The following is a 22572-nucleotide window of genomic DNA, read 5'->3' on the forward strand; positions in this document are numbered from 1 at the left end:
ATTGCTCAATCTCTTCATTCTACGGCCATAATCGGCTATGCGAAATGCTGAAATGATACGAAGGCCCAATAATTGTCGAGTGTGAACTGCGATGAAAGCAATAGGAATTGTGGGAAGCCCAAGAAAGAACGGCAACACAGACATCCTGGTATCAAGGGTTCTGGAAGGAGCCAGGGAGGCGGGGCTTGATACCTCCAAGTACTTGCTCAATGAGATGAAGTACTCCGGCTGCCAGGCTTGCGAGTACTGCAAGTCTCATGATCACTGCCGCCTGGATGATGACGTCACAAAGCTCTTAGAGGAGATGAAAGAAGCGGATGCCGTGGTCTTCGGCTCGCCGATATACTTCTCCCTGTTCAGCGGACAGTTCAAGCTGATGGAGGACAGGATGTACTCATTGATCGATGCGGCATTCGTCCCCCGCCTCCGCCCAGGAAAGAAGGCCATCATTGTGACCAGCCAGGCAGATGCGGAAGTTGAGAACTATGCCAGAGCAGCGGATGATTTTGCCCTCGCCCTGAAGATGCTCGGATTTGAGGTGGCGGATATTATTCGTATGGTAGATGGCATCACCCCGGATGCCGTCCTGGCTAAAGGGGAACTGCTGGATATGGCGCGGTCTGCGGGAGCTGCCCTCGGCGGTCGTTAGAGTATTGCCACATCGAATTGAGATATTGCGCAGATAACAGGAGGATTGGACACAAAAGAAAAAGCAGGTGAGGTGTGGCATTTGCACAGAGCTGCGGAGCATGAGGGAGCTTGTAGCCCGTTAGACCCTGCTTAAGGCCGAGACCCTCAGTCCAACCAGCCTGACCTTCTTTTTCTTTCTCAAGAATTGATCAACCAGTCGTTTGCCATTGTTCCGGAGAATATCCAGGTCATTGGTGGAAAAAGAGAGAGACCTGGCGCGGGTAAATGTATCGAAGTGCTCGTATCTGACCTTGACGGTGATGGTCTTGAAGCGAAAGCCGCACTCGATCAGCTCACCATGAATCTCTTCTGCCAGCCCGTCCATCATCTGCAAGATGGGGGCAGCATCTTTTATATCCCTCTCAAATGTCACCTCTCTGCCAATGGATTTGGTCTCATAGTTCACTACAACCTCGCTGGGGTCGATGCCCTGGGCACGCTCATAGAGCCTCTTTCCGAGGATTCCCAGCTGCCTTGCCAGGCGGTCGGGATCAGCTGCCGCCAGCTGGCCGATGGTCCTGATATCCAGATCAAGCAGTATCTCCTCCGTCCTCGGCCCCACTCCGGGTATCTTCCTGACTCCCAGAGGAGAGAGGAACTCCTTAGCTCCCTTTTCACTGATGACAGTCAATCCATAGGGCTTTCTGAAGTCCGAGCCGATCTTAGCCAGCATCTTGTTTGGGGCGACTCCGACCGAGCAGCTCAGATCCTCTCTATCCAGGACCTCCTGCATTATTGTCCTGGCCAGGTTGGCGGCCTGATCGAGATCCTCCACTCGACCGGAGAGGTCAAGGTAGGCCTCATAAGATGCGCTGCTAACAACGCCCCGCCCCCTGCCCTCTTTGGGATCAGCGCCAACGGTGACTACTCCCACCCCTTAAAAGGGGCAGGCTTCTACGGTTTTGATTCCGACAGATTGTAGTCCCAATCTGAGTATATTGATTGCCGCATTCCAATCTCGATCCAAGGATAGCCCGCACTGAGGGCAGCTATGGACGCGATCAGAAAGCGTCTTTTCAACCAGAATGCCACACCTGGAACACATCTTAGACGTATTTCTTGGATCTACCAGTACTACCATCGAACCGGCACTTGCAGCCTTGTACGAGGTCAGAGTCACAAGCATATTCCAAGCCACGTCTGAGATGGATTTTGCTAGGCAATGGTTTTTGAGCATATTTTGAATACTAAGATCTTCAAAGGCAATCAAGCCGAACCTGTTAACCAGATATCGACTAACCTTATGGGCAAAATCGTATCGCTTGTTAGCTATCCTTTCATGGACCCGCTCAACCATCCGAAGAGCTTTTTTTCTCTCTGGAGTGCCTTTCGGTGCTTTTGAGAGCTTCCTTTGGACTCTGGCGAGTTCCGTTTCCTCTTCTCGGAAGAATCGAGGATTAGCTATCGTCTCACCATTGGAAAGAGTCGCAAAGCTTTCCAGACCAACATCTACACCAACGAGAGAACCGTCTTTCCAGGGAGGCCTAAGTTGATCTTCGATCTCCACAGAAAAGCAGGCAAACCATTTACCTGTCGCAGCTCTCCTTACGGTCAGCCGTTTGATCTTGCCTTCTATGGATCTATGGAGCTTGATCTTGATATTACCAATCTTGGAAAGATAGAGCTTACCAGCATTGAGCTTGAACCCCTTCTGAGGATAGGTAAAAGAATCGTACCAACCTCTTCCCCGAAATCTTGGATATCCAGGATTCTCTCCGGCTTTGACTCTTCGGAAGAACGCCTTCAAGGCAAGATCCACCCTTTCCTGGGCATTCTGAAGGGTTTGGGAAAAGACATCGTTAAGTTCAGGCTTCTCTTCTTTCCAAGTTGGAAGAAGATTGTGCGTCTCGTACTTGGATACGGATTTGCCTTCTTTCTCCCAAGCATCTTTTCGGTATGCTAAGGTCTGATTGTATGTCCACCGGCATAGATCTAGGGTCCTCTCCATCTTCGTCCTTTGGGACTTTGTTGGGTAGATCCTAAATTTATATGCCTTGAGCATAGATACTTTTTATGCGGTTGATTGTGTTTATCGTTTTCTGCACAACGGTGGGGCACGATTCATCCCCTCCCCTGAAGGAGAGGGGTCTTCTCTGCCCCTACACCCCGACGTTATAACCGGCCTTCCCTAAAATCTTTTCAATCCGGGTTTTGCATCATTGCGAAGACTGCTCGGAGCCCTCCAGGACATCATCTGCCAGAATCGTCAGCAAGACCGTCAAATCCTCCATGGTTAGGATCTGGGCCAGTGCGCGATCAAAGAGCATCGTTGCATCTGCTGGCAGATCCTCATCGCTCCTCCAAAAAAGGATTCGGACAATGACGCCGGGAAAGGTCTCCACCTCCACTGCCACATCCGCCCCCTCCAACATCCTGCCGGCAAAATCATCCTGCAAGGTCCTGACCAATTCCTCCGGGCTCTGACTGAATCGCTCTGCAAGCGGCCTGATTGCCCGGCGGGAGAAATTGGAGCAGAAGAGTTTTCCTCCATAGGTCTCTTTGATGGATATCCATTCTCCTGCAGGTTCGTAACCATTTTTCGATCTGCCGATCAGATAATGGAGCAGGAGCACCGATACCGTCTCAATAGCCTGGCGGCGACTGGGCAGGAAGAGAACCTCCCTTTCCGCCTGCTTAATCTCATATCTGTCTTGGAACAGTGAAATGATATTGCTGGATGGAAGCCCGAGTCCTTTCAGCTCCTCCCAGGCCATGCCCAGTGCTATATCGTATCCCATTGATCTTCCCCTCTCTGCAAGACATCTCAAAGAAGATTACTGGCGGCCATCATCATCCTTTCGGCTGATCAGATGAAAAAACATAGAAAGGCTTATGCCGTAAAAAGGAGGAGAAGAGAGCATGAATCTTGGGCGGAGGTTCGACATAGGGGCGGGAATTTTCGTCTTTCTGATAATCCTTCTCACCCTTTACCTGACCTTAAACTTCCTGACAACCATCCTCTTGAGCGTGGTGCTCGTTTTTCTCCTCAAGCCCCTCTATGCCCTGTTCTTCAGGCTGACTAAAAAAAAGCAGATATCCTCATTTTTATCCATAATGCTGGTCTTCATCCTTATCCTCTCCCTGATTCTGGGGATCACCAGCGCCCTATTGGTGGAGCTGTCCTATCTGCAGTCATCAGGGGCCATATCAGATGTGGAGATTGATAAGACCATCAATGAGATCGATGCCTGGTCCAAGAGCTTTATCCCCGCCTGGCTTTACAACTCCATAATCGAGATCGCTCTGCGTTATGCGCAGGAGATAAGCGACATTCCCATAGCGTTCGCCACCTGGGTATTTCCCATTCTGCAGCGTGAGCTCACCGCCTTTGGCTCCAACCTGCCCATTCTCTTTGCCCATCTGATCGTGGTGGTATTCTTCACCTATTATCTGCTCATAGACGGCAAGGTTTTTATTGATCAGGCGGTGGATCTGGTCCCCCAGGAAAAGCAGGGTATTGTCAGGCGATTTCTGGATGAGCTTTACAGCATCTACCATACTCTCTTTACCGTATACTTCTCCACCTCCATGCTCAGCGGTGTGATGGCAGCGATTGGCTTCTCATTGCTAGGCATCCCCTATCCATTTCTGATGGGGGTGGTGGTGGCGGTATTCACCCTCTTGCCCCTGCTGGGGCCGCCGTTCGTCTTCATTCCCATAGCAGTCTATTATCTGATCGTGGGAGACCTTTTCCGCTGCCTGATCCTCCTGGTATTTGGAACGGTGGTGCTGATGGTAATTCCTGAAAACGTTATCCGCCCACACCTGGCCATGATGAGCTCCCGGATACACCCCATACTCACCCTGCTCGCCTATACCGCACCCATATTTGTCATTGGAATCATCGGGGTGATAGTTGGCCCTACCCTCTACGGCTTCCTCCTCGCCGTCTACCGGTCGATCAATGCTGAAAGGAAAGGATTATAATCCAGGTGGCATCCTGCAATTCAGGGGATACTGCAGGTGAAGAATGAGGGATTTTGCGGTCAATTGGGGCTGAATCCTCCGAGCCAACAATATTATAATGGCTCTTCGCTGAATTATGTGGATGAGGTCCGGCAGAGAATATAGCCACAGTTCCTTTGCGTCCCTGTGGTTGGGTCAGTGCACCACGGTTCACCACAGAAGCACAAAAGACACAGAGAATCTCCAATTCAAGTTTACCCATGCCAAATCGTGAGGATCCATTATAATTGAGAGGTTTAATGGGCGGGCAGAAAGAGTATCAATTGGCGGTATTGTTCATAATCCTGGATGTTTTATTCTGGGGTTTTTCCTTTATAAGCACCAAGGTGGTCCTGTCACAGATTCCGCCTGTATCGATAGCATTCTTCAGGCAGATCATCGCTGCATCGACTCTGATAATGCTTGTTCTTTTTACCAGGACCTCATTCAAAATAGGTCGAAGGGACATGGGATATATCGTCCTCGCCAGCTTCTTTGGAATAGTGATGTACTTTTCCCTGGAGAATACCGGGCTTCTGTATACCACGGCATCCAATGCCTCGATGATCGTGGCCGCCCTTCCCATATTCACCCTATTTGCCGAAGCTATGCTCTTCCGTCTGAAGGTCACCTGGAAGATGATTCTCTGCTTGATCTTTTCCACCATTGGGGTGGCTCTGGTGGTCACAGTCGATGGGAAGGTGGATCTATCATCTGCCAGGTTTTTCGGCAATCTGCTGGTCATGGGAGCGATCATCTGCTGGGTATTTTACACCCTGCTGAATAGAAGGCTCTCTGAGAATTACCCCTGCCTGGCTTTAACCGCTGCTCAATCAACAGTCAGCATAATTCTATTTATTCCCCTCATCATCCCGGAGATCGAAAGATGGCCCGCGATATCCGAGATCTCTCTGCCGGTATTTGCTAATCTGCTCTTTCTAGGGGTTTTCTGCTCCGGCTTCGCCTACATTTTTTATATTTATGCCACCAGAAGGCTGGGAGCAACGGTGGTTTCGGCCTTTTTGAACCTCATTCCAGTGGTGACAGTGGTCTTCGGCTATCTCATCTTGCACGATACCCTCTCCTGGATGCAGGTCCTTGGAATGGCACTGATAATGATCGCTTTATATCATCTTAACCGGTTGATGAAAAGGACGTAAATCTTTAGCTGAAGAGAGGAAATGGCATATAATGCGATTCATGCCATCAAAGCCAGAGGATAACGCAGTTCCTGATTTGGAGGGAAGGGCGAAAATGGCTGGCTCGTCCAACCTCTCCATCTTAATCATCCCAAGCCACTCGATAGATAAAAGCCAGCTTTGGGCTCCTTCCACCTCTAGCCAGCGCCCTCCCTTATCCTTCTATCCGGGCTCGTCAGCCATGCATAGAGGTCCTCCAGCACGACCTCCTCCATCGGCCCCAGGGGCTGAATCCAGTTCTTCGACGGATGGAAGCTGTGACCTAGCCCCGGATAGATGATCAATGTATGATCTGGGTGCTTGACCTCCGTCAGCTTCTGCTCCAGCAACATGGCCTCCGGGAGGGGGATCTGGGTATCGTTTTCTCCCTGGAGGATCAGGATGCTGGCAGATATATCCCCTATGATGTCCGTAGTGTTGTTCAGGGCGAAGTAGGATGCCAGCCAGGGACTGGCCTTGACCGACTCATTGGAGAGCATGGGCTGAACCTGCTTTTTGATCAGAGGCTCCAGGTCGCCCCTGATGCTAATATTGCCCCTCGGATCAGATGCTATGACCGAATGCCACTGGTGCTCTTCGGTCGTACTGTTCCACATCACCAATCCTATAGCCTGAAGCGGAGCCAGACTCTCGCCCGGTGTTCCCATGGTCGCCTCTACCTCAGTTATGGTCAGGAGGCCATCGTGGTTGCTGTCTATCACCTCTTCTGCATAGAGTAGCGGCCTGGCCAATAGCTGGAACTGCAGATTATCCCTCAGATTCCCCGCCGGTGCGGACAATAATACCATCTTCCGGATCTCTGCATCTTCCCGGGCGACCCTGGGAGCTACGATGGCCCCCTCGCTGTGGCCGAGGAGGGTTATATCGTTCTTGTCCACCTCCGGCTGGGCTCTAAGGATCGCCAGCGCCTTTTCGGCATCGCTCTTATAGCTCTGGTAGGTGGAGTTGGCCACAATGCTGGCATTGAGGATAGTGCCGTTCAGGCCCACGCCCCGCTTGTTGAACCGCAGGACGGCAATGCCTCGAGACGAGAGGTGCTCGGCGATCTGCAAAAAAGGCCGGGAGGGCTCATCCGATCCCGTGACCTCTGGGGGCAGGTACTCGTTCATGTCTATTGTCCCGCTGCCCTGGAGGAGAAGAAACCCGGGGAAGGGGCCCGTGCCAGATTTTGGCAGGGTGAGCTGGGCATCGGTCTGGAGGCCGTCTTCAAGCTCTAGAGTCAGGTCACGAGCCACATATTCCTGGGCACAAGCACATGGAATTGACACTAAAAAGAACAGGACGAAGATCAAGAGAAGGGAGGCGAATGCTATTCTCGGCTTCTTTTGGAAATTAGGAAGGCTGCTTTTGCAGGAGATCATATTTTTGAGGTTATCTTCACGAGCCTTAAGTTTTAGGATTCAGCTTATCCCAGGCAACATGTTGCAGCGCAGGATTAAATACTATCATTGAACAATTGTATAAATCAGATGAGAACGCTTCGTTATAAAATTACGATCAGGCCGGAGACTGACGGAACCTACACGGTGATCGTTCCCTCTCTTCCTGGTTGTTTGACTTTTGGCGATACCATCGAGGAAGCACTAGAGATGGCAAAGGAAGCAATCGAAGCATATATCGAAAGCCTCGCCGCCAGAGGCATAGATATACCGGTGGAGGAAGATCAGATCGAAGCCACCATAACTGTCGAAGCAAATGCCTAGGCTGCCTGTTCTGTCCCCAGAGAAGCTTGCCAGAGCTCTTGAAAAGATTTCCGATCGAAACCCATTTTATCTGCTCTCGATCATCACCCTAGGAGCCTGCCCGCTGGCCCTATCGTTCCCCGCTCCGTCTGGCAGACGACGGACTCCAGACCGCAGTCTCTAAGAATATAATGGACCTCCAGCATCTTCCAGTGGCTGGGCCGGACCAGATCCGACCTTCTGAACTCCGGCCGGTAGTCCAGAACACAGACCTGAATCCAGGGATCGATGCTGACGATCCTCTCCGCCATCTCCTGGATCTCTGATATGCTGATCAGTTCCTCATTGAATGGGATGCCGATGCCCAAGAAGACCTGGGGATGGCTGTCGTGCAGATATTTCACTGCCTCCCAGGCGGTCTGCAGATATTTGGTCGCCAGCCCCTCATCCAAAAGGCCGGTTATCTCCATGAAGGTGGATATCCTAAGGGCCTTCAGATCGATGCCAATGTCGGTCATGCCTGCTCCGACCAGCTCATCGATATAGTCCTCGGTCAAAATTGTGCCGTTGGTATCCACATGAATCCGAGCGATTGGGTTTTGCTCCCGGAGGAGACGTATGAAAGAGATCAGCCACGGCCGGTTGAGGGTGCACTCCCCGCCGGAGATGGCTATGCGCTCCACGCCGCACTGCTTTTTGGTCTCAGTCATCCTCTCCGCCGCCTCCTCTGGGGTGAGGAGCTCGCCTGCATCCATAAAGGCATACCGCCAGTTCTGGCACTGGGGGCAGCAGAGGTTGCAGCCTGAGGTGAAGCAGACCGCTTCTATGAAGCCCAGGCCGCTCTCCAGCCACCATGGTGTGCCCACGCCTCCCGTCTTATGGCCCATGAAGCCTGCCACCATCCTGCGAGGCGTCCCCATGGGCGCTGCAGTCCTTATCCTCATTCCCTCTTGCACCTGTGCAGTGCAGGCCGGCCTAGCCTCTCCATCTATCTTCAGGGCACAGGCCCAGCATCCTCCCACCTGGCAGGGCATGAATAATCCTTTGTCGGAAGGATGCAATGTGATATTATATCCGAGCTTCTCCAGAGCCTCTTTAACTGAGAAGCCAGAAGGCACCTCGATCCGTCTGCCGTCAACCTCTATCGATGTCATTGACCGCCTTCATGGATTGCATCACAATATCGATGGGAAGCACAGTCTCTCCAGATATGCCGTTTCTGGCAATCCAGGTGCTGATGGATGTGCATGCCATCAAGACATCCGACTTATCCCTGCTTTTGGCTGCAATGATCCTGGCGACATCATCCTTGTTCCGGATCTTGATGTTGTAGGCCATCTCAATCGCCAAAAGCTGCATTTTTGCCCTCTCTTCAACCGACTCCATGAATGTGTCAATGCCTTCCTTCATCTTAAGGCCTTTGTTTTCAGTCATCCGCGAGCAGAAGGTTTCAGCTAGAAGAATGGCTAATTGCACAGGGCCAAATTTCATGATAAAATGCCAGGCTTTCAGGACTCTGCCCAAAAAAAGGGTGAAAGGAGGTGATTATTTAATTACTGCCTCCAGCCTTCGGTTTACCTCATCCCAGTTCACAATGTTCCAGAAGGCTTCAACGAACTTGGCCCTCTCGTTCTTGTAGTCCAGGTAGTAGGCATGCTCCCAGACATCCAGGACCATGAGGATGCGAAACATGGGATAGACGTTCACATTATGCTTCTCAATCTGCATAATGATCGGCCTGCCGGTCATGCCGCACCAGGATAAGGCCGCCCATCCGGAGCCCTCTGTGCTCACAGCAGCAGTGGTGAACTCCTTCTTGAAGCGCTCAATGGATCCGAACTCCTTTTTCAGGGCCTCGGCTAAAGCGCCCTCAGGCTCCTTCTTCGCTTTGGAGGCGGGAGCGAGGTTCGCCCAGAATAAGCTGTGCAGCACGTGGCCCCCCGCCTGGAAAGAGAGCTCCTTTAGCGTGGCCTTCATATCGATGTCCGATCCGGATTCCCGCGCCTTGTCCAGCCTTTCCAGTATGGCATTGGCGCCGTTCACATAGGCGGCATGATGCTTGTCATGATGCAGCACCAGCTGGGCCTGGGTGATATGGGGCTCCAGGGCATTGCCAGCATAGGGCAGCTCGGGCAGGGTGTATTTCTTCTTATCAGCCATATAAAATCACCTTGATTTTCAACCTCATAAATTGTCTGCTCACAACTTCTTATGGCAGAACCACCAGTCCTCACAGACCATGCCGCCGCCTGTCTTTCTGCCGGCAGCAGCCTTCTCATCCGCCGGAGGGGGCACGATCACCTGGTCGCCGAGGAAATCGTTGTTGGGCCAGTTTGCGGGAGTTGCTACCTTATTCTTGTCCACGACCTGCAGCGCCTCAAGAGCCCTGATGATCTCGCCCATGTTCCTTCCTATCTCCTGGGGATAGAAGAGTATTAGGCGAATTGTGGCCTCAGGATCGATGATGAATACCGCCCTGACGGTATTGGCGCCCTTGCCAGGATGGATCATCCCCAGCCTCATGGCCACCTTGCCCAGGTCGTCGGCGATTATGGGGAAGGTGATCTCCACTTTCAGGTTCTCCTTGATCCACTGGGTCCACTTCATATGAGCAAACACCTGATCAACAGAAAGGCCGATAAGCTCGCAGTTCAGCTTATCGAAGTCGCTCCTCATCTTCTGGAAGGCCACGAATTCAGTGGTGCAGACCGGGGTGAAGTCCCCAGGATGGCTGAAAAGGACTAACCACTTTCCGGAATATGCATCTGGCAACTTGACCATGCCATGGGTGGTCTTGACCTCCATGGAAGGGAACTTATCTCCAATCAATGGGAAGCCACCTTTGTCGCCCATATGGTAGCTCATATGGTGAAAACCGCTATGCTCAAATCCCCTCGAGGGGCCGGATCTATCTGATTCGCACATATTTAATAACTCCTCTCTATCATATATATTTGGTTCTGTTAGATGAAGCCTTTCAGTTTCTTCAATACTCTTCCATTTGGCAGAATTTGCAGCTATGATGCCACTTGAGCTCCACCTGAGATCGGACAGGGATCTCGCTGGTGCAGCTGTTCTTGCCCTAAATCCTAGATGAACTCACACACTTTATTTGGAGATAGCCCGCGAGGTTTGATCCTGCCCACCTCCCAAACCAATCAGTCCTTTCTCTGCCCTGAATTCCAGTGGGGGATATGTTTATTTAAGAGTGATTATTAGCTAATAATTACTATGATCAGTGCAGACAGCCTGGACTCAACCATCATAAAGACATTTCGCAACAGCGGCTATAGAGCCACTCCCCAGAGAATAGCCATCAGCAGATACATACTGCGCAATCACGAGCATCCTTCAGCACAGAAGACTTATCAGGAAGTCAAGAAGACCCATCCTACCGTAAGCCTGGCCACCATCTACACCACAATAAAAATTCTAAAAAAGACCGGCCTGATCTGTGAGTTGAACCTGCCTCAATCTCAAACCAGGTATGATCCCAATACAGAGCCCCATGCGCACCTGGTCTGCCTTCAGTGCGGCAGCGTCACCGATTGGATGGACCCGATAATGCAGAAATTGGTGAAAAATGTCTCCAGCAAGGCGAACTTCACTGTAATCGGATCGAGCTTTGATCTGGAGGGGATCTGCGCTTTGTGCGGTCGAAGGGCAAAGGATGCCCTGAAAAGCGCCTCCCCACCGGCAGAATCAATATCGGCCGAGTAAAAATCGTTATAAGCCTTTTTGTCGATACCAGTCTTAATCACTTGATTTACATGGATCTGAGCCGGGCGATCCTCTCCTCTGTGCTGGGATGGGTGGAGAAGAGTGACGCCACTGCCTTTCCTTTGAGGGGATTGACGATGAACATATGAGCCGTAGATGGGTTCACGTCCGAACGCACTGCATTATTGCCCGACTCCAGCTTGGCCAGGGCACTGGCCAGGGAGAGGGGCTTGCCGCTTATCTTCGCTCCACCGGCATCGGCCTCAAACTCCCTGCCCCTGGATATCGCCAGCTGGACGATGGTGGCGGCCAAAGGAGCCAGGATGGCCATGGCTAAAACTCCCAGGGGGTTGGGGCCATCATCGTCCCCACCGCCGAAGATCAGCGACCACTGGGCCATATTGGCCATAAATGTGATCACTCCGGCAAGGGTAGCCGCTATGGTGCTGATCAGAGTGTCCCGATTCCGGACATGAGCCAGCTCATGAGAGATCACTCCTGCCAGCTCGTCTCTATTTAGGATCCTGGTGATCCCAGTGGTAACGGCGACTGCTGCGTGCTTGGGATCCCTGCCCGTGGCAAAGGCATTGGGCATGGGATTATCGACTATATAAAGCCTGGGCATGGGAAGGCCAGCGTTGGCGGCCAGATTCTCCACCATGCCGAAGAGCTCCGGAGCCTCCGCTACTGTGAGCTCGCGGGCTTTATACATCTTTAAGACCAATTTGTCGCTGTACCAATAGGTTCCAAAGTTCATCAAAATGGAGAAGATCAGGGCTATGAGCATGCCACCTCTTCCACCAAAGTAGCCGCCGATCAGCAGCAAAATTCCTGTCAGACCGGCCAGCAATAGGGTCGTTCTGATCATATTGGCCATAGGTATTGGTTCGTCTAGAGAGTTATTTATCTTTTGCTATTGGCTGATCGGATACCATCGAATGGATGTCCTCAAAGGCAGTTTTTTGGGGAGAGGAGTTGTCCATACTCGATGCATAGGATAAGTATATTGACAGGTAATTTGATTGTGAGCACAAGAGCCTGAGAGAGTACAGGATAAGATAATTTGAGGTGAATGATGTTTGCACCGGTGGGCACAGAGGAGATCATACCGCGCCGAAGCTTTCCGATAGTTACGGCAGTGATAGTGGCAATTAACGTCCTTTTTTTTATCTATGAGATCTATATTCTGATCACAGATGGATCACAGGGACTGAATTCCTTTTTCAATACCTTCGGCCTGGTGCCTGCCGATGTCACAAGCGTCCAGAGCAGCATGCTGCCACCATATTCAACATTCTTCACCTCCATGTTCATCCATGCGGGCATATTGCATATCCTCTCCAATATGGTCTTTCTGGCCGTATTTGGCGATAACGTGGAGGACCTCTTGGGCCCCATCCCCTATCTCATCTTCTATCTGCTCTGCGGCCTTGCGGCATCAGCCGCCCAGATTGCTGCTGACCCCTCCTCAATCATCCCCAATGTGGGGGCCAGCGGGGCGATCTCTGGGGTTCTGGCCGGGTACCTCGTCCTCCTGCCCACGGGCACTGTACGCCTGTTTATATTCTTCGGATTCTTCTACCGAATCACCAAGATACCAGCGCTGCTCTTCATCACCGTCTGGTTCGTCATCCAGCTATTCAGCGGTGTGGCCTCGTTGGGAGCGGTGGCAGAAGGCGGTGGTGTGGCCTACTGGGCTCACATTGGAGGTTTCATAGCAGGATTACTGCTCGCTTTTGCCTACAAGACAATCATGAGACGGCATCTATTCCCGTCGCACTGAGGGAAAGGAGAGCAATAAGGGCCTCCAAAATCTTTTTCTTCAGATATGCAGAATGGACATCCTTGAGGAGGAATGATCTTTAAAGGGAGTTTTATCTGTATCCTGGTTTCTGGCGTTATCTTAATGCAGATATCACTCATAGCTCAATCGGGCTTCTGTGCACCCGCTTCGCATGATGAGGAAGGCATAAGCTGCTACAATAAGGGCATAGACCTGGCCGAGCAGGGCAGATATGATGAGGCCATAGCGGAGTTTGACCGCTACATCCAGGATTATCCGGATTATGCCCGGGCCTGGTACAACAAGGGGGTTGCTCTAACCCAGCAGGGCAAGTACGAAGAAGCCCTCATCGCCTTCGACAGGGTGACCGATATCGAGCCGCAAAATTCCCAGGCCTGGTATAATAGGGGAGTGGTCCTGTACATCCTGGGAAGATACGAGGAGGCTCTGGAGGCGTCCAATAGGTCCACGATGCTGAATGGTGAAGATGCCAGGGCCTGGATCAATGAGGGAAATGTGCTCTTTCAATTGAACAGGCATGAGCAGGCGGTGGCAGCATACGATCGAGCCATCGGGATCGATCCCCACTCTGCCCAGGCCTGGTGCAACCGCTGCAATTCGCTGATCAACCGGTCGGAGTACGATCTGGCGTTATCATCTGCCCAGAAGGCCATCCAGATCGACCCGGATATGGTAGAGGCTTACAGCTGCAGGGAGGCGGCACTTATGGAGCTGGGAAGGGACTCATAGGCGGCCGCTGCCCTGACCAGGTCAGAGGTGGCTTGTATCATCGAGAATTTATGCCTCTGCCTCACCCATCAATCTATTCACCAGCCACTCGGGCTCGAACTTCACCAGGTCGGGATAGGTCTGTCCCACGCCAAGGAAGAGCACCGGCTTGCCGGTTATATAAGCGATGGATATGGCAGATCCGCCCTTAGCGTCGGCATCGGTCTTGGTGAGGATCGATCCATCGATGGGCACCGACTCATTGAACAGGCGCGCCCTCTCCACGGCATCGTTGCCTGCTATTGCCTCATCCACGAATATCAGCAGATCGGGGGTTGTGACCCGGACGATCTTTCTCATCTGATCCATGAGGTTGATGTTGGTATGCAGCCTGCCAGCCGTGTCCGCCAGGACTACATCCTTGTTATGGGCCCGGGCATACTCGATGGCATCGAATATCACCGCTGCCGGATCTCCGCCCGTCTTGTGCTTGACCACCTTCAGCCCCAGATTGTTGCCATGCACCTCTAATTGTTCAATGGCTCCCGCCCTGAAGGTATCGCCAGCGGCAAGGACCACAGAGTAGCTCTGATCCATGAGATACTTTGCCACCTTGGCGATGCTGGTCGTCTTACCGGTGCCGTTCACTCCCACGAACAGGATCTTGACCGGCTTATCCTTCGCCCGGATGTACTCATCGAAGTCCAGGTGGTTCTTGGATAGAAGGGTTATCAGCGCATTTCTAAGAGAGTCCTCAGCCAGCTGGCCGGTATCCGAACCGATCTTCTTTTTCTTCCCAACCAGATCGGACTTGACCTCTCTTACGATCTCCTCAGCCACCGGAAGGGCGACATCGCTCTCCATGAGGGCCATCTCCAATGCCCACATGGGCTCCTCCAGATCCTTCTCCTCTAAGATTATCTCCTGCTCGAAGACCAGGGTCTTGGCCTTCTGCAGGAATGAGAATCTGCCTTTCTTATTTTTGGTCTCTCCATTATCCAAGGGCTTGGCCAAGGGCTCCTTCGTAGCAGATCCAGAAGATGCTCCCATTTTGGGCTCCTTTGCCTTCGAATCCATCCTGCCGGCATCCGGAGCCTCCAGAGCAGGCCGATCCTCTGCCTCGATCTCCTCTGGCTGTGCTGCTCCCTTCGAGCCCTTGGCTGAAACCTTCTCAGCGACCTTGGCAGACAGGGCCTCCTTAAAGCCGGAGAGCTTCTCTTTGAACCGGTTAAACAACCCCTTCGCTCCCCTGGCCACCGCTGAGGCGGCTTTCGTACTGCTGCATTATGCCCTGAATCTTCTGCATCTCTTGATCGATCTTGGCAAGAACTTCCGTGAGCTTTTTCGAGCCCTCAAGAACCTCATTCTTCCGAGTCCTCAGGATCTCTATGGCCTCTTCAGATCTTTTTTCTATGCTCACACCTGCCCCGACATTCAAGATCACATTCTCCTTGGAGGCGAGTTTGCCGTGGATGAAAGATCCAGAGCCTATGGGAACCAGAATCTCCTGACCGACCTCAGCCTCCTGCAGAGCATCAACTGCTGCGAGAGCACTTTCTAGCCCCTGGGCAGCGATCTGGCTCAGGCCGAGCTGATGGGAGATTCCCTCTGCCTGAGCCTGGTACTGCTCATATGCGGCCAGGAGCCTTCTGATCTCCTCCTCGCTCCCAGGAGAGCTACTCAACTGTCTTCACCTCGTCTATCTTGATAAGGCCTCTTTTCAGACCATGTTGACTTCCCATCAGGGAGTAGACCATATTTTTGGCATTCTTCTCGTTCTGGCTATCCACTACCTTGCTGAAAGGAAGCCAGGTCTTGCCAATAAGCCCTCCCTTATATCTTCCCTTGATCTCAAAATTAGTCATGAATTTTCACCTCTATTACGCCAGGAAATCCAATGCATCTTCAATGCGGCCCAGCTCCGGGCCGGTGGTCTCGTCTCCTGCGAGGTAGCCGTAGCTGTTCGCCAACAGACCTGAGCCCACCAGTGGCGAGCCGAGGTTGACTGTGCCCACATCCACAGGCAGTTCGAATAGCTCCTCCAGCACTGCCATTTCCTGTTCGGATACCCTGGGATGGACAAGAAGGCCTTTGTTGGTGGCAACACCAGCCATTCCCACGGTCTTCAGGCCTCCGATGGTGCCCTTTTGCACCTTGACCTCAAGCGTCTCCTCTATCGCCCGACAGGCTCTGGTGGAGAGGCCGGGATGAACCATAGCGGCGCTGTCGTTGGCCAGGATGACATTGCCGGCGGCATTGATCCTGGTCGGCAGCCTGGAGACCTTTCCATGCTCTTGGAGGATCTTCAGATCTTCAGCTTCCGCATGGCGGCTGACCACAAATCCGCTCTTGTTGGCGGAAATGAGCGAGCCTGTGACCGATCCGATGCCAGCAGGGATGCATACTGCCTTTACGTGAAGCCCTTCTTCTATGAATGCCAGATCCTCTGGCCCGACTACTGCTGGCAGCAGTACTATATCATCTGTGCAGCGGGCGAATACACCCAGCAGACTGCTACCTGCAATCTTGATCCTCTTATCTCTCACCGGCAAACTCTGCTTCCACTCCGCCGTCTTCAAACTTGACCGCCCGCACCCTTACCCGCCTTGGTGGCTTCATATCCCCTCTTCTCCAGATAACCTGGTTTAGGCCGGGATCGATCTTCACATCCTCTGCGGGGGTCTTCATATGCCGGGCAAGGTAATTCCTTATCTCAGCCATGGCCCGGTTGGACCTTCTGTAAACGGGAACGCATTTCACAATACCCAGGGGTATGGTGTAAACTCTTTCTGTGTCCGCCATTGTCATCTCTCTAGACTGCTTCTTCGCCAATGTCTTCTCTTGGGGTGAGCGACTACCTTCCTCATGGTCTTGACTATGACCCAGGAGGGAACCCTACGATTCTGATTGAATGCTTTGGCAAGCCTGATCTTCTTGCCCTTTAATTTCTTGGACAAATCTCTTCCTCCGAATTACTCTCGTGTGCGTATGATTGGAGGGGAATATCCTGTCGACCTCCATCTGGCCATGCCTCTCTTTTAGCGCATATCTCAGGCCCACCTCAAAGTCTGAGGCAGGATGCTTCTCGGAGAGCTCCTCCTCGAAGTCCAAATAGCGCGAGGCCATCGCCCGGATGGCCTTTCCACCCAGGCCCGCCAGAGGTCTCAAGTATTGCACATGCAACCGGTCTTCCAGGCTTCGGATGGCGCCGAAATCCATCTTCGGGGCGCGATCATCCCTTCTTGTACCGTCCGCCACAAATTCGCACTCTTTTGCTACTGTCTCTACTGCAATGGGATGAACATAATTGAGAGCATCATTGGGATAGCCCGTGGACTGCAATATCTTCAGGGCTCTCTCCAGGACATCCGCATCGAATACCATTCTTCTCAGGGGATATCCCAGCTCTCTTGCTGCTTCTTTTGCTCTCATCCAGGAATCGTCGTGGCCAAAGCTGAAATTCACCAGCTCTATCTCCTCGAAGAATGGCTCGAGAAGGAGGGCCGTCAGACTGCTATCTTTTCCGCCGGAGAATAGGACTGCAACCTTCATGTATCGACCGATTCCGAGATTTTTCATCTTCTTGTTATATTGATATCTCTCTTCTTGGGCTGGGCCTGGGTGAGTATCGCCTTGAGTTGCTCGTCAGTGATCGGGCCTCTCAGCCTGCCGCTTTGTGCAAGCATGATGAGCTGGGCCTCGATCTGGGAGACGAACTCAGGCCGGGTCATGCGAATGGCATTCATCCTTTCGCGAGCCTCAGGTGTGAGGATGGTCCGCATTATGGCCGCCTTTTTGGCTTCCATCTCCTGCTGGGCCTGCTCCTGCTGAACAGCAGCCATTTGCGAATCCGCCTGCTGCCTTTGGATCTGCTCCAGCCTCTTTCGTCTCAGTTCTGCAAGCTCATCATCAGCCATTGTTTGATTCCTCCTTATGCTGTCGATTCTGCGGCTGGTTCGGATGCGGGTGCAATTGAAGCCTCTTTTTGGCTGGCCACCTTATGGGCTATGCCGTCGAGGAATGCCTGGCCCTCTGGGGTCATCTGGCGTCCCTTCTTCAGCTTCCTAACTAGGCCTGCCTTCTCCAGCTGCTGCAGGGATTCTCTTACCACCGAACCGCTGCCCTTGGCGAAGGTTCCAGTGGCCACTCCCTTGCGCTTCTTTCCGCCGTAGAAGGTTCTGAGCCGGGATACTCCCACCGGCCCATCGATATATATTCTGCGCAGAATGGATGCCGACCTCACAAACCACCAATCTGGATTGGTGGGTGGCATCTCCCTATTTACCCCAGTCTTGGCAAATTCAGCCCAAACAGGTGGCTGGACCTTGCCCGCTGCCTTCAGCTCTAAAGCTGTGGCGGCTATCAAGTCATGGGGAGGTACGTCGTAAACAGTTGTCAATTTTTCAATCCTCCGAGATGATAAGGAACAAACCAGAACCCTTACGCCAAAACAAGTATAAATGCTTTTTCCGCACTATTCACTCTAGGCGCGATTCTCCAAGAGGGCAATTATCCCCATTCCCGTAGAAGCACAGGCTGCAATCCAAGAGAATGGGATGTTTGAGCCTGAGGAGAATTCAAGCCCACCCGGATTTCCCTTTCTGATCTTTCAGCTTATTATCATCTAGATCCGTATAAGACTCTTCCCTTTTATCAGCTTCCTCAGTTCGTCGGCGATGAATACCGTGCTTGAGACGGCGAAGATGATGGCCCAATCATACAGCGAGAGGGCCACCGTTCCCAGAGCCATCTGGAAGAATGGCAGGGTCGTCGCCATCAGCTGCAGGGCTATCGATGCAACTATTGCCCCGATCAAGTATTTGTTGCTGAAAAGGCCGATCTTGAAGACGGACTTGTCTTCAGACCGGCAGTTGAGGGCATTGAAGATCTGGAACATGGCCAGGGTGGTGAAGCCCAGGGTCTGAGCGCGGTGTATATCTCCACCGTTAAGCTCCCTGGTAAACACCAGGAGGGTGCCCGCAGCCATAAAGGCGGCAACGAAGAGCACATTCTTAACTATATCCATGTTGATTATATTCTCCTTGGGGTTTCTGGGCGGCTGGTCCATCACATCCTCTTCTTTAGGCTCCATGGCCAAATTCACCACTAAGAGCCCGTCGGTAACCAGGTTAACCCATAGGATCTGCACCGGGGTGAAGATCAGCACATTTATGGCCATGAAGACCAGGGCCACCAGGATGGTGAGGATCTCACCAGCATTGGTGCTGATGAGATACTTCACTGTCTTTCGGATATTCTCGAAGATTACCCGGCCCTCCTCCACTGCGTTCACTATGCTCTGGAAGTTATCGTCCGTCAGGATCATGTCCGCCGTCTCTTTGGTGACATCGGTTCCAGTTATCCCCATGGCGATGCCGATCTCTGCCGCCTTGAGGGCAGGAGCATCGTTGACCCCGTCTCCGGTCATGGCTACGATATGCCCCTTCCTCTGCAGGGATTGGACTATGCGGTGCTTATGTTTGGGTGATACCCGGGCGAAGACGGAGGTATCCTGAATCAGACCGTCCAGCTCCTCATCGCTCAGATCATCCAAATCCGAGCCGGTGAGGACCTTCGACCCTTCCTCATAGATCCCAATATCCCTGGCTATGGCCTGTGCGGTAATCTTATGATCCCCGGTGGCCATGGTCACCTTGATCCCCGCCCTCTTGCACAGATGAACCGATCTTATGGCCTCCGGCCGGGGCGGATCGATCATTCCGGAAAAGCCGGTGAATATCAGGTTAGCTGGACCCTTATTCTTGAATTCATCCACCTCTTCCGGCTTAATGGTGACATAGGCCAGGGCCAAAACGCGCAGAGCCTCTGCTGCCATCTGCGAACTGGCCTTCAAGAACTCTTCCTTTCTCTTCTGGTCAAGCTCCTTTACCTCTCCCCTATCCAGGACATATGAGCACATGTCCAGGATGGTCTCCGGCGCTCCTTTGAGCAATGCCAGCAGCTCAGCAGAGCCGGTGCGGTGGAAGGTTGACATGTATCGGTTCTTGGGATCAAAGGGGATCTCATCGACCCGGGGATGGCTTTCCTCCAGCTCGCTCTTATCCAGGCCCGCTTTTGCCGCTGCCACTAACAGGGCGCCCTCAGTCGGGTCGCCCAGGATCTCCCATCGATCCTCTTCTTCCTTATGGCTCTTGAGGGAGGCATCATTGCAGAGGGAGGCGATCTTCAGGAACATGCTCAGGCTTTTATCCTCTGAGGCTTTTAGCGGCACTCCGTCCAGCTCAAAATCGCCCTTCGGCTGAAATCCGACCCCCGATACATCGACTATCCTGCCCGCCAGGAAGAGCTTCTGGACCGTCATCTGGTTGGTGGTCAGGGTACCGGTTTTGTCAGTGCAGACCGCAGTTATCGATCCCAGCGTCTCCACTGCATCCAGCTTGCGGATGATGGCATGCCGGCTGGCCATGCGGCTGACACCCACAGCCAAAGCAACGGTTATGGCCGCAGGAAGGCCCTCGGGGATGGCCGAGACCGCCATGGCCAGGGTGAAGAGAAAGAGCTCAATCAGCTCAAATCCGCGCCAAAAGCCCACTACCAGGGTCAGGCTGCTGGCGACCAGAGCCAGGATCATCAGCTTCTTGGATAGGTCCAGGGTGCGCCTCTTGAGAGGAGTCTTTGCCTTTTCCGTTCTGGCTATCTGGTGGGCGATCTTGCCCATCTCGGTATCCATTCCGGTGGCAAAGACCACCGCTTTGCACCTTCCCTGTGTGACCACAGTTCCCGCAAAGATGATATTGTCCATCTCTGCAGTGATCAGATCCTCCTGCAGTGCTTCCGCCATCTTTCTCGCCGGTACCGATTCACCGGTAAGCATGGATTCGTCCAGCTCCAAGTTCGCCTGCTCTATGATCCTGGAGTCTGCCGGGACCTTTGCCCCCGCTTCTACCAGAATTATATCCCCAACCACTACCTCCTGGGATTTGATGCGCATCTCCTGGCAGGTTCCCGTCTCCGGGCAATCCCTCAAGACCCGGGCTTCGGCTGATGCCTGGGATCTGAGGGCCAAGATGGCCTCTTCCGCGCTGTATTCTTTAAAAAACCCAAGCAATGTGTTGATGAGAATTACCGCAAGTATCACTGCAGCATCTATGAATTTGTCAGCCATGAAGGAGATGACCGCCGCCAGGCCGAGCACGGCAATGAGAGGATTTTTAACCTGCTCGATGAGAATATCTAGCTTGCTCAGCTTCTCGCCTTCCTCCAGCTCATTGGGGCCAAAGGCCTTGTAGCGTCTGGCTGCCTCTTCTGTACTCAAGCCTCGGGTGGTGCTATCCAATTTTTGCAGAACCCGGTCAGCACTTAATGCATGCCAGTTATTATTAGCATCAGACGCCATCGCATCCACTCCTTATAAATAAAAATACATCTTTTAATTATTTGCTCCTCAAGATATAGGCATTCTCAGATATATGCATTAAAAGGGATAATTCATTAAAACCTTTTCTATGTGATCATAAAGCTTTTGTTCTGGGAAATCGTTCAGGAATCGTGGTAGCGTATCATTTTTGCTGTAAAATTTGCAGAAATATCAGTAACAAGAACTGACTTGCTCTTCACGAGATAACAGCAAGTTATTTCTTCATGAGATATTATAATTGGCCCTGTATCCCCAAGTCGTCGAAACTTTGGGAGGGACACAGAGCCATGAATATATCCGACATAGCAGATGATTATCTTATCGATCGAAAAGAGGGCATGAAGAAGCTGACCGCGGGTTTTCTGAATGAGGTAATGCAGCTTGAGGCTGAAAATCAAATCCAGGCCCGTCCCTATGAACGGACTGGCAAGAGACGAGCACACCGCAACGGAACGAGATCGCGAAAACTAAAGACCATCTACGGCGAGATAGAGCTTGATAAACCTCAAATCCGAGAATTCCCATTCGAAACCGCAGTATTCGAGAGATTTTCTCGTGTGGAAGACTCATTAAGAGTTGCTGTAGCAGAATCTTATTTTGAGGGAGTATCAACCAGAAAAGTCGAGAAAGTATTCTCGAAGTTTGGATTAAAGAACATATCTGCATCTGAAGTCTCAAGAATTGCTAAAAAGCTGGATAAATTGGTCAAAGATTTCTTGAACAGGCCCATCGAAGGATCAATCCCCTACATATTCGTGGATGCAAGCTACTTCAAGGTCCGAACAGATGGCAGATACGTAAATAAGGCATTGCTCGTTGTCGTTGCCATTCATGATGATGGATATCGCGAGATCCTCAGTGCCACGGTGGATGATAGCGAAGATGAATCCTGTTGGGAAAACTGTTTTGAAAGCTTGAAGGCTCGAGGACTTAAAGGAGTCAAATTGGTGATATCTGATGCGCATAAAGGGATACAAGCAGCCGTCCAGAAGTCATTTCTTGGAGCATCTTGGCAAATGTGTAATGTTCACTTTATGCGTGCTGTGCTCAAGAACATACCTAAGAAAGAGAAAAAGGAGGTCGCCTACATGCTGAAGGATGCTATTGAAGATGAGTTCAAGATGCAGGAGCTGGCTGTCATTCTTGATGATAAAGGATTCAAAAAGTCGGCGGATACGATTGATAGCTTCCGATTTGACCTTTGGAACTATAAATCGTTTCCCAGATCGCACTGGAAAAGGATCCGAACAACTAACGTCCTGGAGAGAATCAACAAGGAGCTGAAACGAAGAAGTCGTGTGGCTGGAGCCTATTCAAATGATCAGTCGCTTCTGAGGGTGGCGGTTTGCATCATGATGGACATTAACGAGGATTGGATAACAGGTAAAAGGTATTTATCATTGGAAGAGTAGAGTGGAATCAGGATACAGGGCCACTGTGAAATTA

Annotated in this window: 27 protein-coding genes; 8 read left to right on the plus strand and 19 right to left on the minus strand. The window is 51.9% G+C overall.

All coding sequences use genetic code 11. The annotated features are described in order from the left end of the window. Positions 1–91: 91 nt before the first annotated feature. A complete protein-coding gene (locus MCON_RS11040) occupies positions 92–649 on the plus strand; it encodes a flavodoxin family protein (RefSeq protein ID WP_013720046.1) in 558 nt (185 codons plus the stop codon). 120 nt (positions 650–769) lie between these two features. Here MCON_RS11040 and MCON_RS11045 read toward each other — a convergent pair whose 3' ends face one another. The 3 genes from MCON_RS11045 to MCON_RS11055 all read right to left on the minus strand — a co-directional run bounded on the left by MCON_RS11045 (position 770) and on the right by MCON_RS11055 (position 3428). Next, positions 770–1564 (minus strand): Y-family DNA polymerase, encoded by a 795-nt coding sequence (locus tag MCON_RS11045; RefSeq protein ID WP_013720047.1) that lies wholly within the window; start codon positions 1562–1564, stop codon positions 770–772. A gap of 3 nt (positions 1565–1567) precedes the next feature. Continuing rightward, positions 1568–2692 carry an RNA-guided endonuclease InsQ/TnpB family protein gene (locus tag MCON_RS11050; RefSeq protein WP_013720048.1) on the minus strand — a complete coding sequence of 375 codons (1125 nt, stop codon included), beginning with the start codon at positions 2690–2692 and terminating at the stop codon, positions 1568–1570. Positions 2693–2846: 154 nt separating this feature from the next. Continuing rightward, positions 2847–3428 carry a DUF3786 domain-containing protein gene (locus MCON_RS11055; RefSeq protein WP_013720049.1) on the minus strand — a complete coding sequence of 194 codons (582 nt, stop codon included), beginning with the start codon at positions 3426–3428 and terminating at the stop codon, positions 2847–2849. Between the two features lie 121 nt (positions 3429–3549). Here MCON_RS11055 and MCON_RS11060 point away from each other — a divergent pair, with 121 nt between their 5' ends. Both MCON_RS11060 and MCON_RS11065 read left to right on the plus strand, forming a co-directional pair. Then, positions 3550–4617 (plus strand): AI-2E family transporter, encoded by a 1068-nt coding sequence (locus tag MCON_RS11060; protein WP_013720050.1) that lies wholly within the window; start codon positions 3550–3552, stop codon positions 4615–4617. Positions 4618–4895: 278 nt separating this feature from the next. Then, the gene (locus tag MCON_RS11065; protein WP_013720051.1) at positions 4896–5795 is read left to right on the plus strand and encodes a DMT family transporter; all 900 of its coding nucleotides are present in this window, start codon (positions 4896–4898) and stop codon (positions 5793–5795) included. A 176-nt stretch (positions 5796–5971) separates the two neighbouring features. Here MCON_RS11065 and MCON_RS11070 read toward each other — a convergent pair whose 3' ends face one another. After that, positions 5972–7195 carry an alpha/beta hydrolase family protein gene (locus MCON_RS11070; protein ID WP_013720052.1) on the minus strand — a complete coding sequence of 408 codons (1224 nt, stop codon included), beginning with the start codon at positions 7193–7195 and terminating at the stop codon, positions 5972–5974. A gap of 108 nt (positions 7196–7303) precedes the next feature. Between MCON_RS11070 and MCON_RS11075 the strand changes: the two genes are divergently transcribed. Further along, positions 7304–7537 (plus strand): type II toxin-antitoxin system HicB family antitoxin, encoded by a 234-nt coding sequence (locus MCON_RS11075; protein WP_048132386.1) that lies wholly within the window; start codon positions 7304–7306, stop codon positions 7535–7537. Between the two features lie 83 nt (positions 7538–7620). On the opposite strand, the gene MCON_RS11080 is transcribed toward MCON_RS11075, so the two are convergent. The 4 genes from MCON_RS11080 to MCON_RS11095 form a co-directional block, all read right to left on the minus strand. After that, entirely contained in the window at positions 7621–8670 is a 1050-nt protein-coding gene (locus tag MCON_RS11080; RefSeq protein ID WP_013720054.1) for a radical SAM protein, read from the minus strand. After that, the gene (locus MCON_RS11085; RefSeq protein ID WP_013720055.1) at positions 8651–8926 is read right to left on the minus strand and encodes a hypothetical protein; all 276 of its coding nucleotides are present in this window, start codon (positions 8924–8926) and stop codon (positions 8651–8653) included. Before MCON_RS11085 ends, MCON_RS11080 begins: the two co-directional genes overlap by 20 nt. 135 nt (positions 8927–9061) lie before the next feature. Continuing rightward, positions 9062–9676, minus strand: coding sequence for a superoxide dismutase (locus MCON_RS11090; RefSeq protein WP_013720056.1), 615 nt, complete (start codon positions 9674–9676; stop codon positions 9062–9064). A gap of 39 nt (positions 9677–9715) precedes the next feature. After that, on the minus strand, positions 9716–10381 hold the full coding sequence (locus MCON_RS11095; RefSeq protein ID WP_013720057.1) for a peroxiredoxin: 666 nt from the start codon (positions 10379–10381) through the stop codon (positions 9716–9718). Positions 10382–10747: 366 nt separating this feature from the next. Between MCON_RS11095 and MCON_RS11100 the strand changes: the two genes are divergently transcribed. Further along, positions 10748–11236, plus strand: a complete 489-nt coding sequence (locus MCON_RS11100; protein ID WP_013720058.1) for a Fur family transcriptional regulator — start codon at positions 10748–10750, stop codon at positions 11234–11236. Positions 11237–11282: 46 nt separating this feature from the next. Here MCON_RS11100 and htpX read toward each other — a convergent pair whose 3' ends face one another. Beyond that, the gene (gene htpX / locus MCON_RS11105; RefSeq protein WP_013720059.1) at positions 11283–12113 is read right to left on the minus strand and encodes a zinc metalloprotease HtpX; all 831 of its coding nucleotides are present in this window, start codon (positions 12111–12113) and stop codon (positions 11283–11285) included. A gap of 195 nt (positions 12114–12308) precedes the next feature. On the opposite strand from htpX, the gene MCON_RS11110 reads away from it, so the two are divergent. Then, the gene (locus MCON_RS11110) at positions 12309–13019 is read left to right on the plus strand and encodes a rhomboid family intramembrane serine protease (protein ID WP_083804720.1); all 711 of its coding nucleotides are present in this window, start codon (positions 12309–12311) and stop codon (positions 13017–13019) included. 123 nt (positions 13020–13142) lie between these two features. Beyond that, a complete protein-coding gene (locus MCON_RS11115) occupies positions 13143–13769 on the plus strand; it encodes a tetratricopeptide repeat protein (protein ID WP_013720061.1) in 627 nt (208 codons plus the stop codon). A 48-nt stretch (positions 13770–13817) separates the two neighbouring features. Here the strand turns inward: MCON_RS11115 and ftsY are convergent, their stop codons facing one another. The 10 genes from ftsY to MCON_RS11160 all read right to left on the minus strand — a co-directional run bounded on the left by ftsY (position 13818) and on the right by MCON_RS11160 (position 21105). Next, positions 13818–14984: a signal recognition particle-docking protein FtsY gene (gene ftsY / locus MCON_RS11120; protein WP_013720062.1), complete on the minus strand. Its 1167-nt coding sequence runs from the start codon at positions 14982–14984 to the stop codon at positions 13818–13820. After that, positions 14977–15432 (minus strand): prefoldin subunit alpha, encoded by a 456-nt coding sequence (gene pfdA / locus MCON_RS11125; protein ID WP_013720063.1) that lies wholly within the window; start codon positions 15430–15432, stop codon positions 14977–14979. Before pfdA ends, ftsY begins: the two co-directional genes overlap by 8 nt. Beyond that, positions 15425–15613 carry a 50S ribosomal protein L18Ae gene (gene rpl18a / locus MCON_RS11130; RefSeq protein ID WP_013720064.1) on the minus strand — a complete coding sequence of 63 codons (189 nt, stop codon included), beginning with the start codon at positions 15611–15613 and terminating at the stop codon, positions 15425–15427. Before rpl18a ends, pfdA begins: the two co-directional genes overlap by 8 nt. 15 nt (positions 15614–15628) lie before the next feature. Continuing rightward, positions 15629–16294 carry a translation initiation factor IF-6 gene (locus MCON_RS11135; protein ID WP_013720065.1) on the minus strand — a complete coding sequence of 222 codons (666 nt, stop codon included), beginning with the start codon at positions 16292–16294 and terminating at the stop codon, positions 15629–15631. Continuing rightward, complete coding sequence (locus tag MCON_RS11140) at positions 16284–16550, minus strand: 50S ribosomal protein L31e (protein WP_013720066.1); 267 nt, start codon at positions 16548–16550, stop codon at positions 16284–16286. Before MCON_RS11140 ends, MCON_RS11135 begins: the two co-directional genes overlap by 11 nt. A gap of 2 nt (positions 16551–16552) precedes the next feature. Beyond that, entirely contained in the window at positions 16553–16705 is a 153-nt protein-coding gene (locus tag MCON_RS15720; protein ID WP_083804721.1) for a 50S ribosomal protein L39e, read from the minus strand. Beyond that, entirely contained in the window at positions 16644–17327 is a 684-nt protein-coding gene (locus MCON_RS11145) for a DUF7411 family protein (protein WP_232844282.1), read from the minus strand. The genes MCON_RS15720 and MCON_RS11145 overlap by 62 nt, the downstream gene beginning before the upstream one ends. Next, positions 17324–17665 carry a DNA-binding protein gene (locus MCON_RS11150; protein ID WP_013720068.1) on the minus strand — a complete coding sequence of 114 codons (342 nt, stop codon included), beginning with the start codon at positions 17663–17665 and terminating at the stop codon, positions 17324–17326. Before MCON_RS11150 ends, MCON_RS11145 begins: the two co-directional genes overlap by 4 nt. Before the next feature lie 14 nt (positions 17666–17679). Next, positions 17680–18147, minus strand: a complete 468-nt coding sequence (locus MCON_RS11155; RefSeq protein ID WP_013720069.1) for a 30S ribosomal protein S19e — start codon at positions 18145–18147, stop codon at positions 17680–17682. 225 nt (positions 18148–18372) lie between these two features. Beyond that, positions 18373–21105: a cation-translocating P-type ATPase gene (locus tag MCON_RS11160; RefSeq protein ID WP_013720070.1), complete on the minus strand. Its 2733-nt coding sequence runs from the start codon at positions 21103–21105 to the stop codon at positions 18373–18375. Positions 21106–21413: 308 nt separating this feature from the next. Here MCON_RS11160 and MCON_RS11165 point away from each other — a divergent pair, with 308 nt between their 5' ends. Next, positions 21414–22538 (plus strand): IS256-like element ISMco4 family transposase, encoded by a 1125-nt coding sequence (locus MCON_RS11165; protein WP_013718283.1) that lies wholly within the window; start codon positions 21414–21416, stop codon positions 22536–22538. The last annotated feature ends 34 nt before the right edge of the window (positions 22539–22572 follow it).

This window comes from Methanothrix soehngenii GP6 (assembly GCF_000204415.1).
GTDB classification, from domain to species: domain Archaea; phylum Halobacteriota; class Methanosarcinia; order Methanotrichales; family Methanotrichaceae; genus Methanothrix; species Methanothrix soehngenii.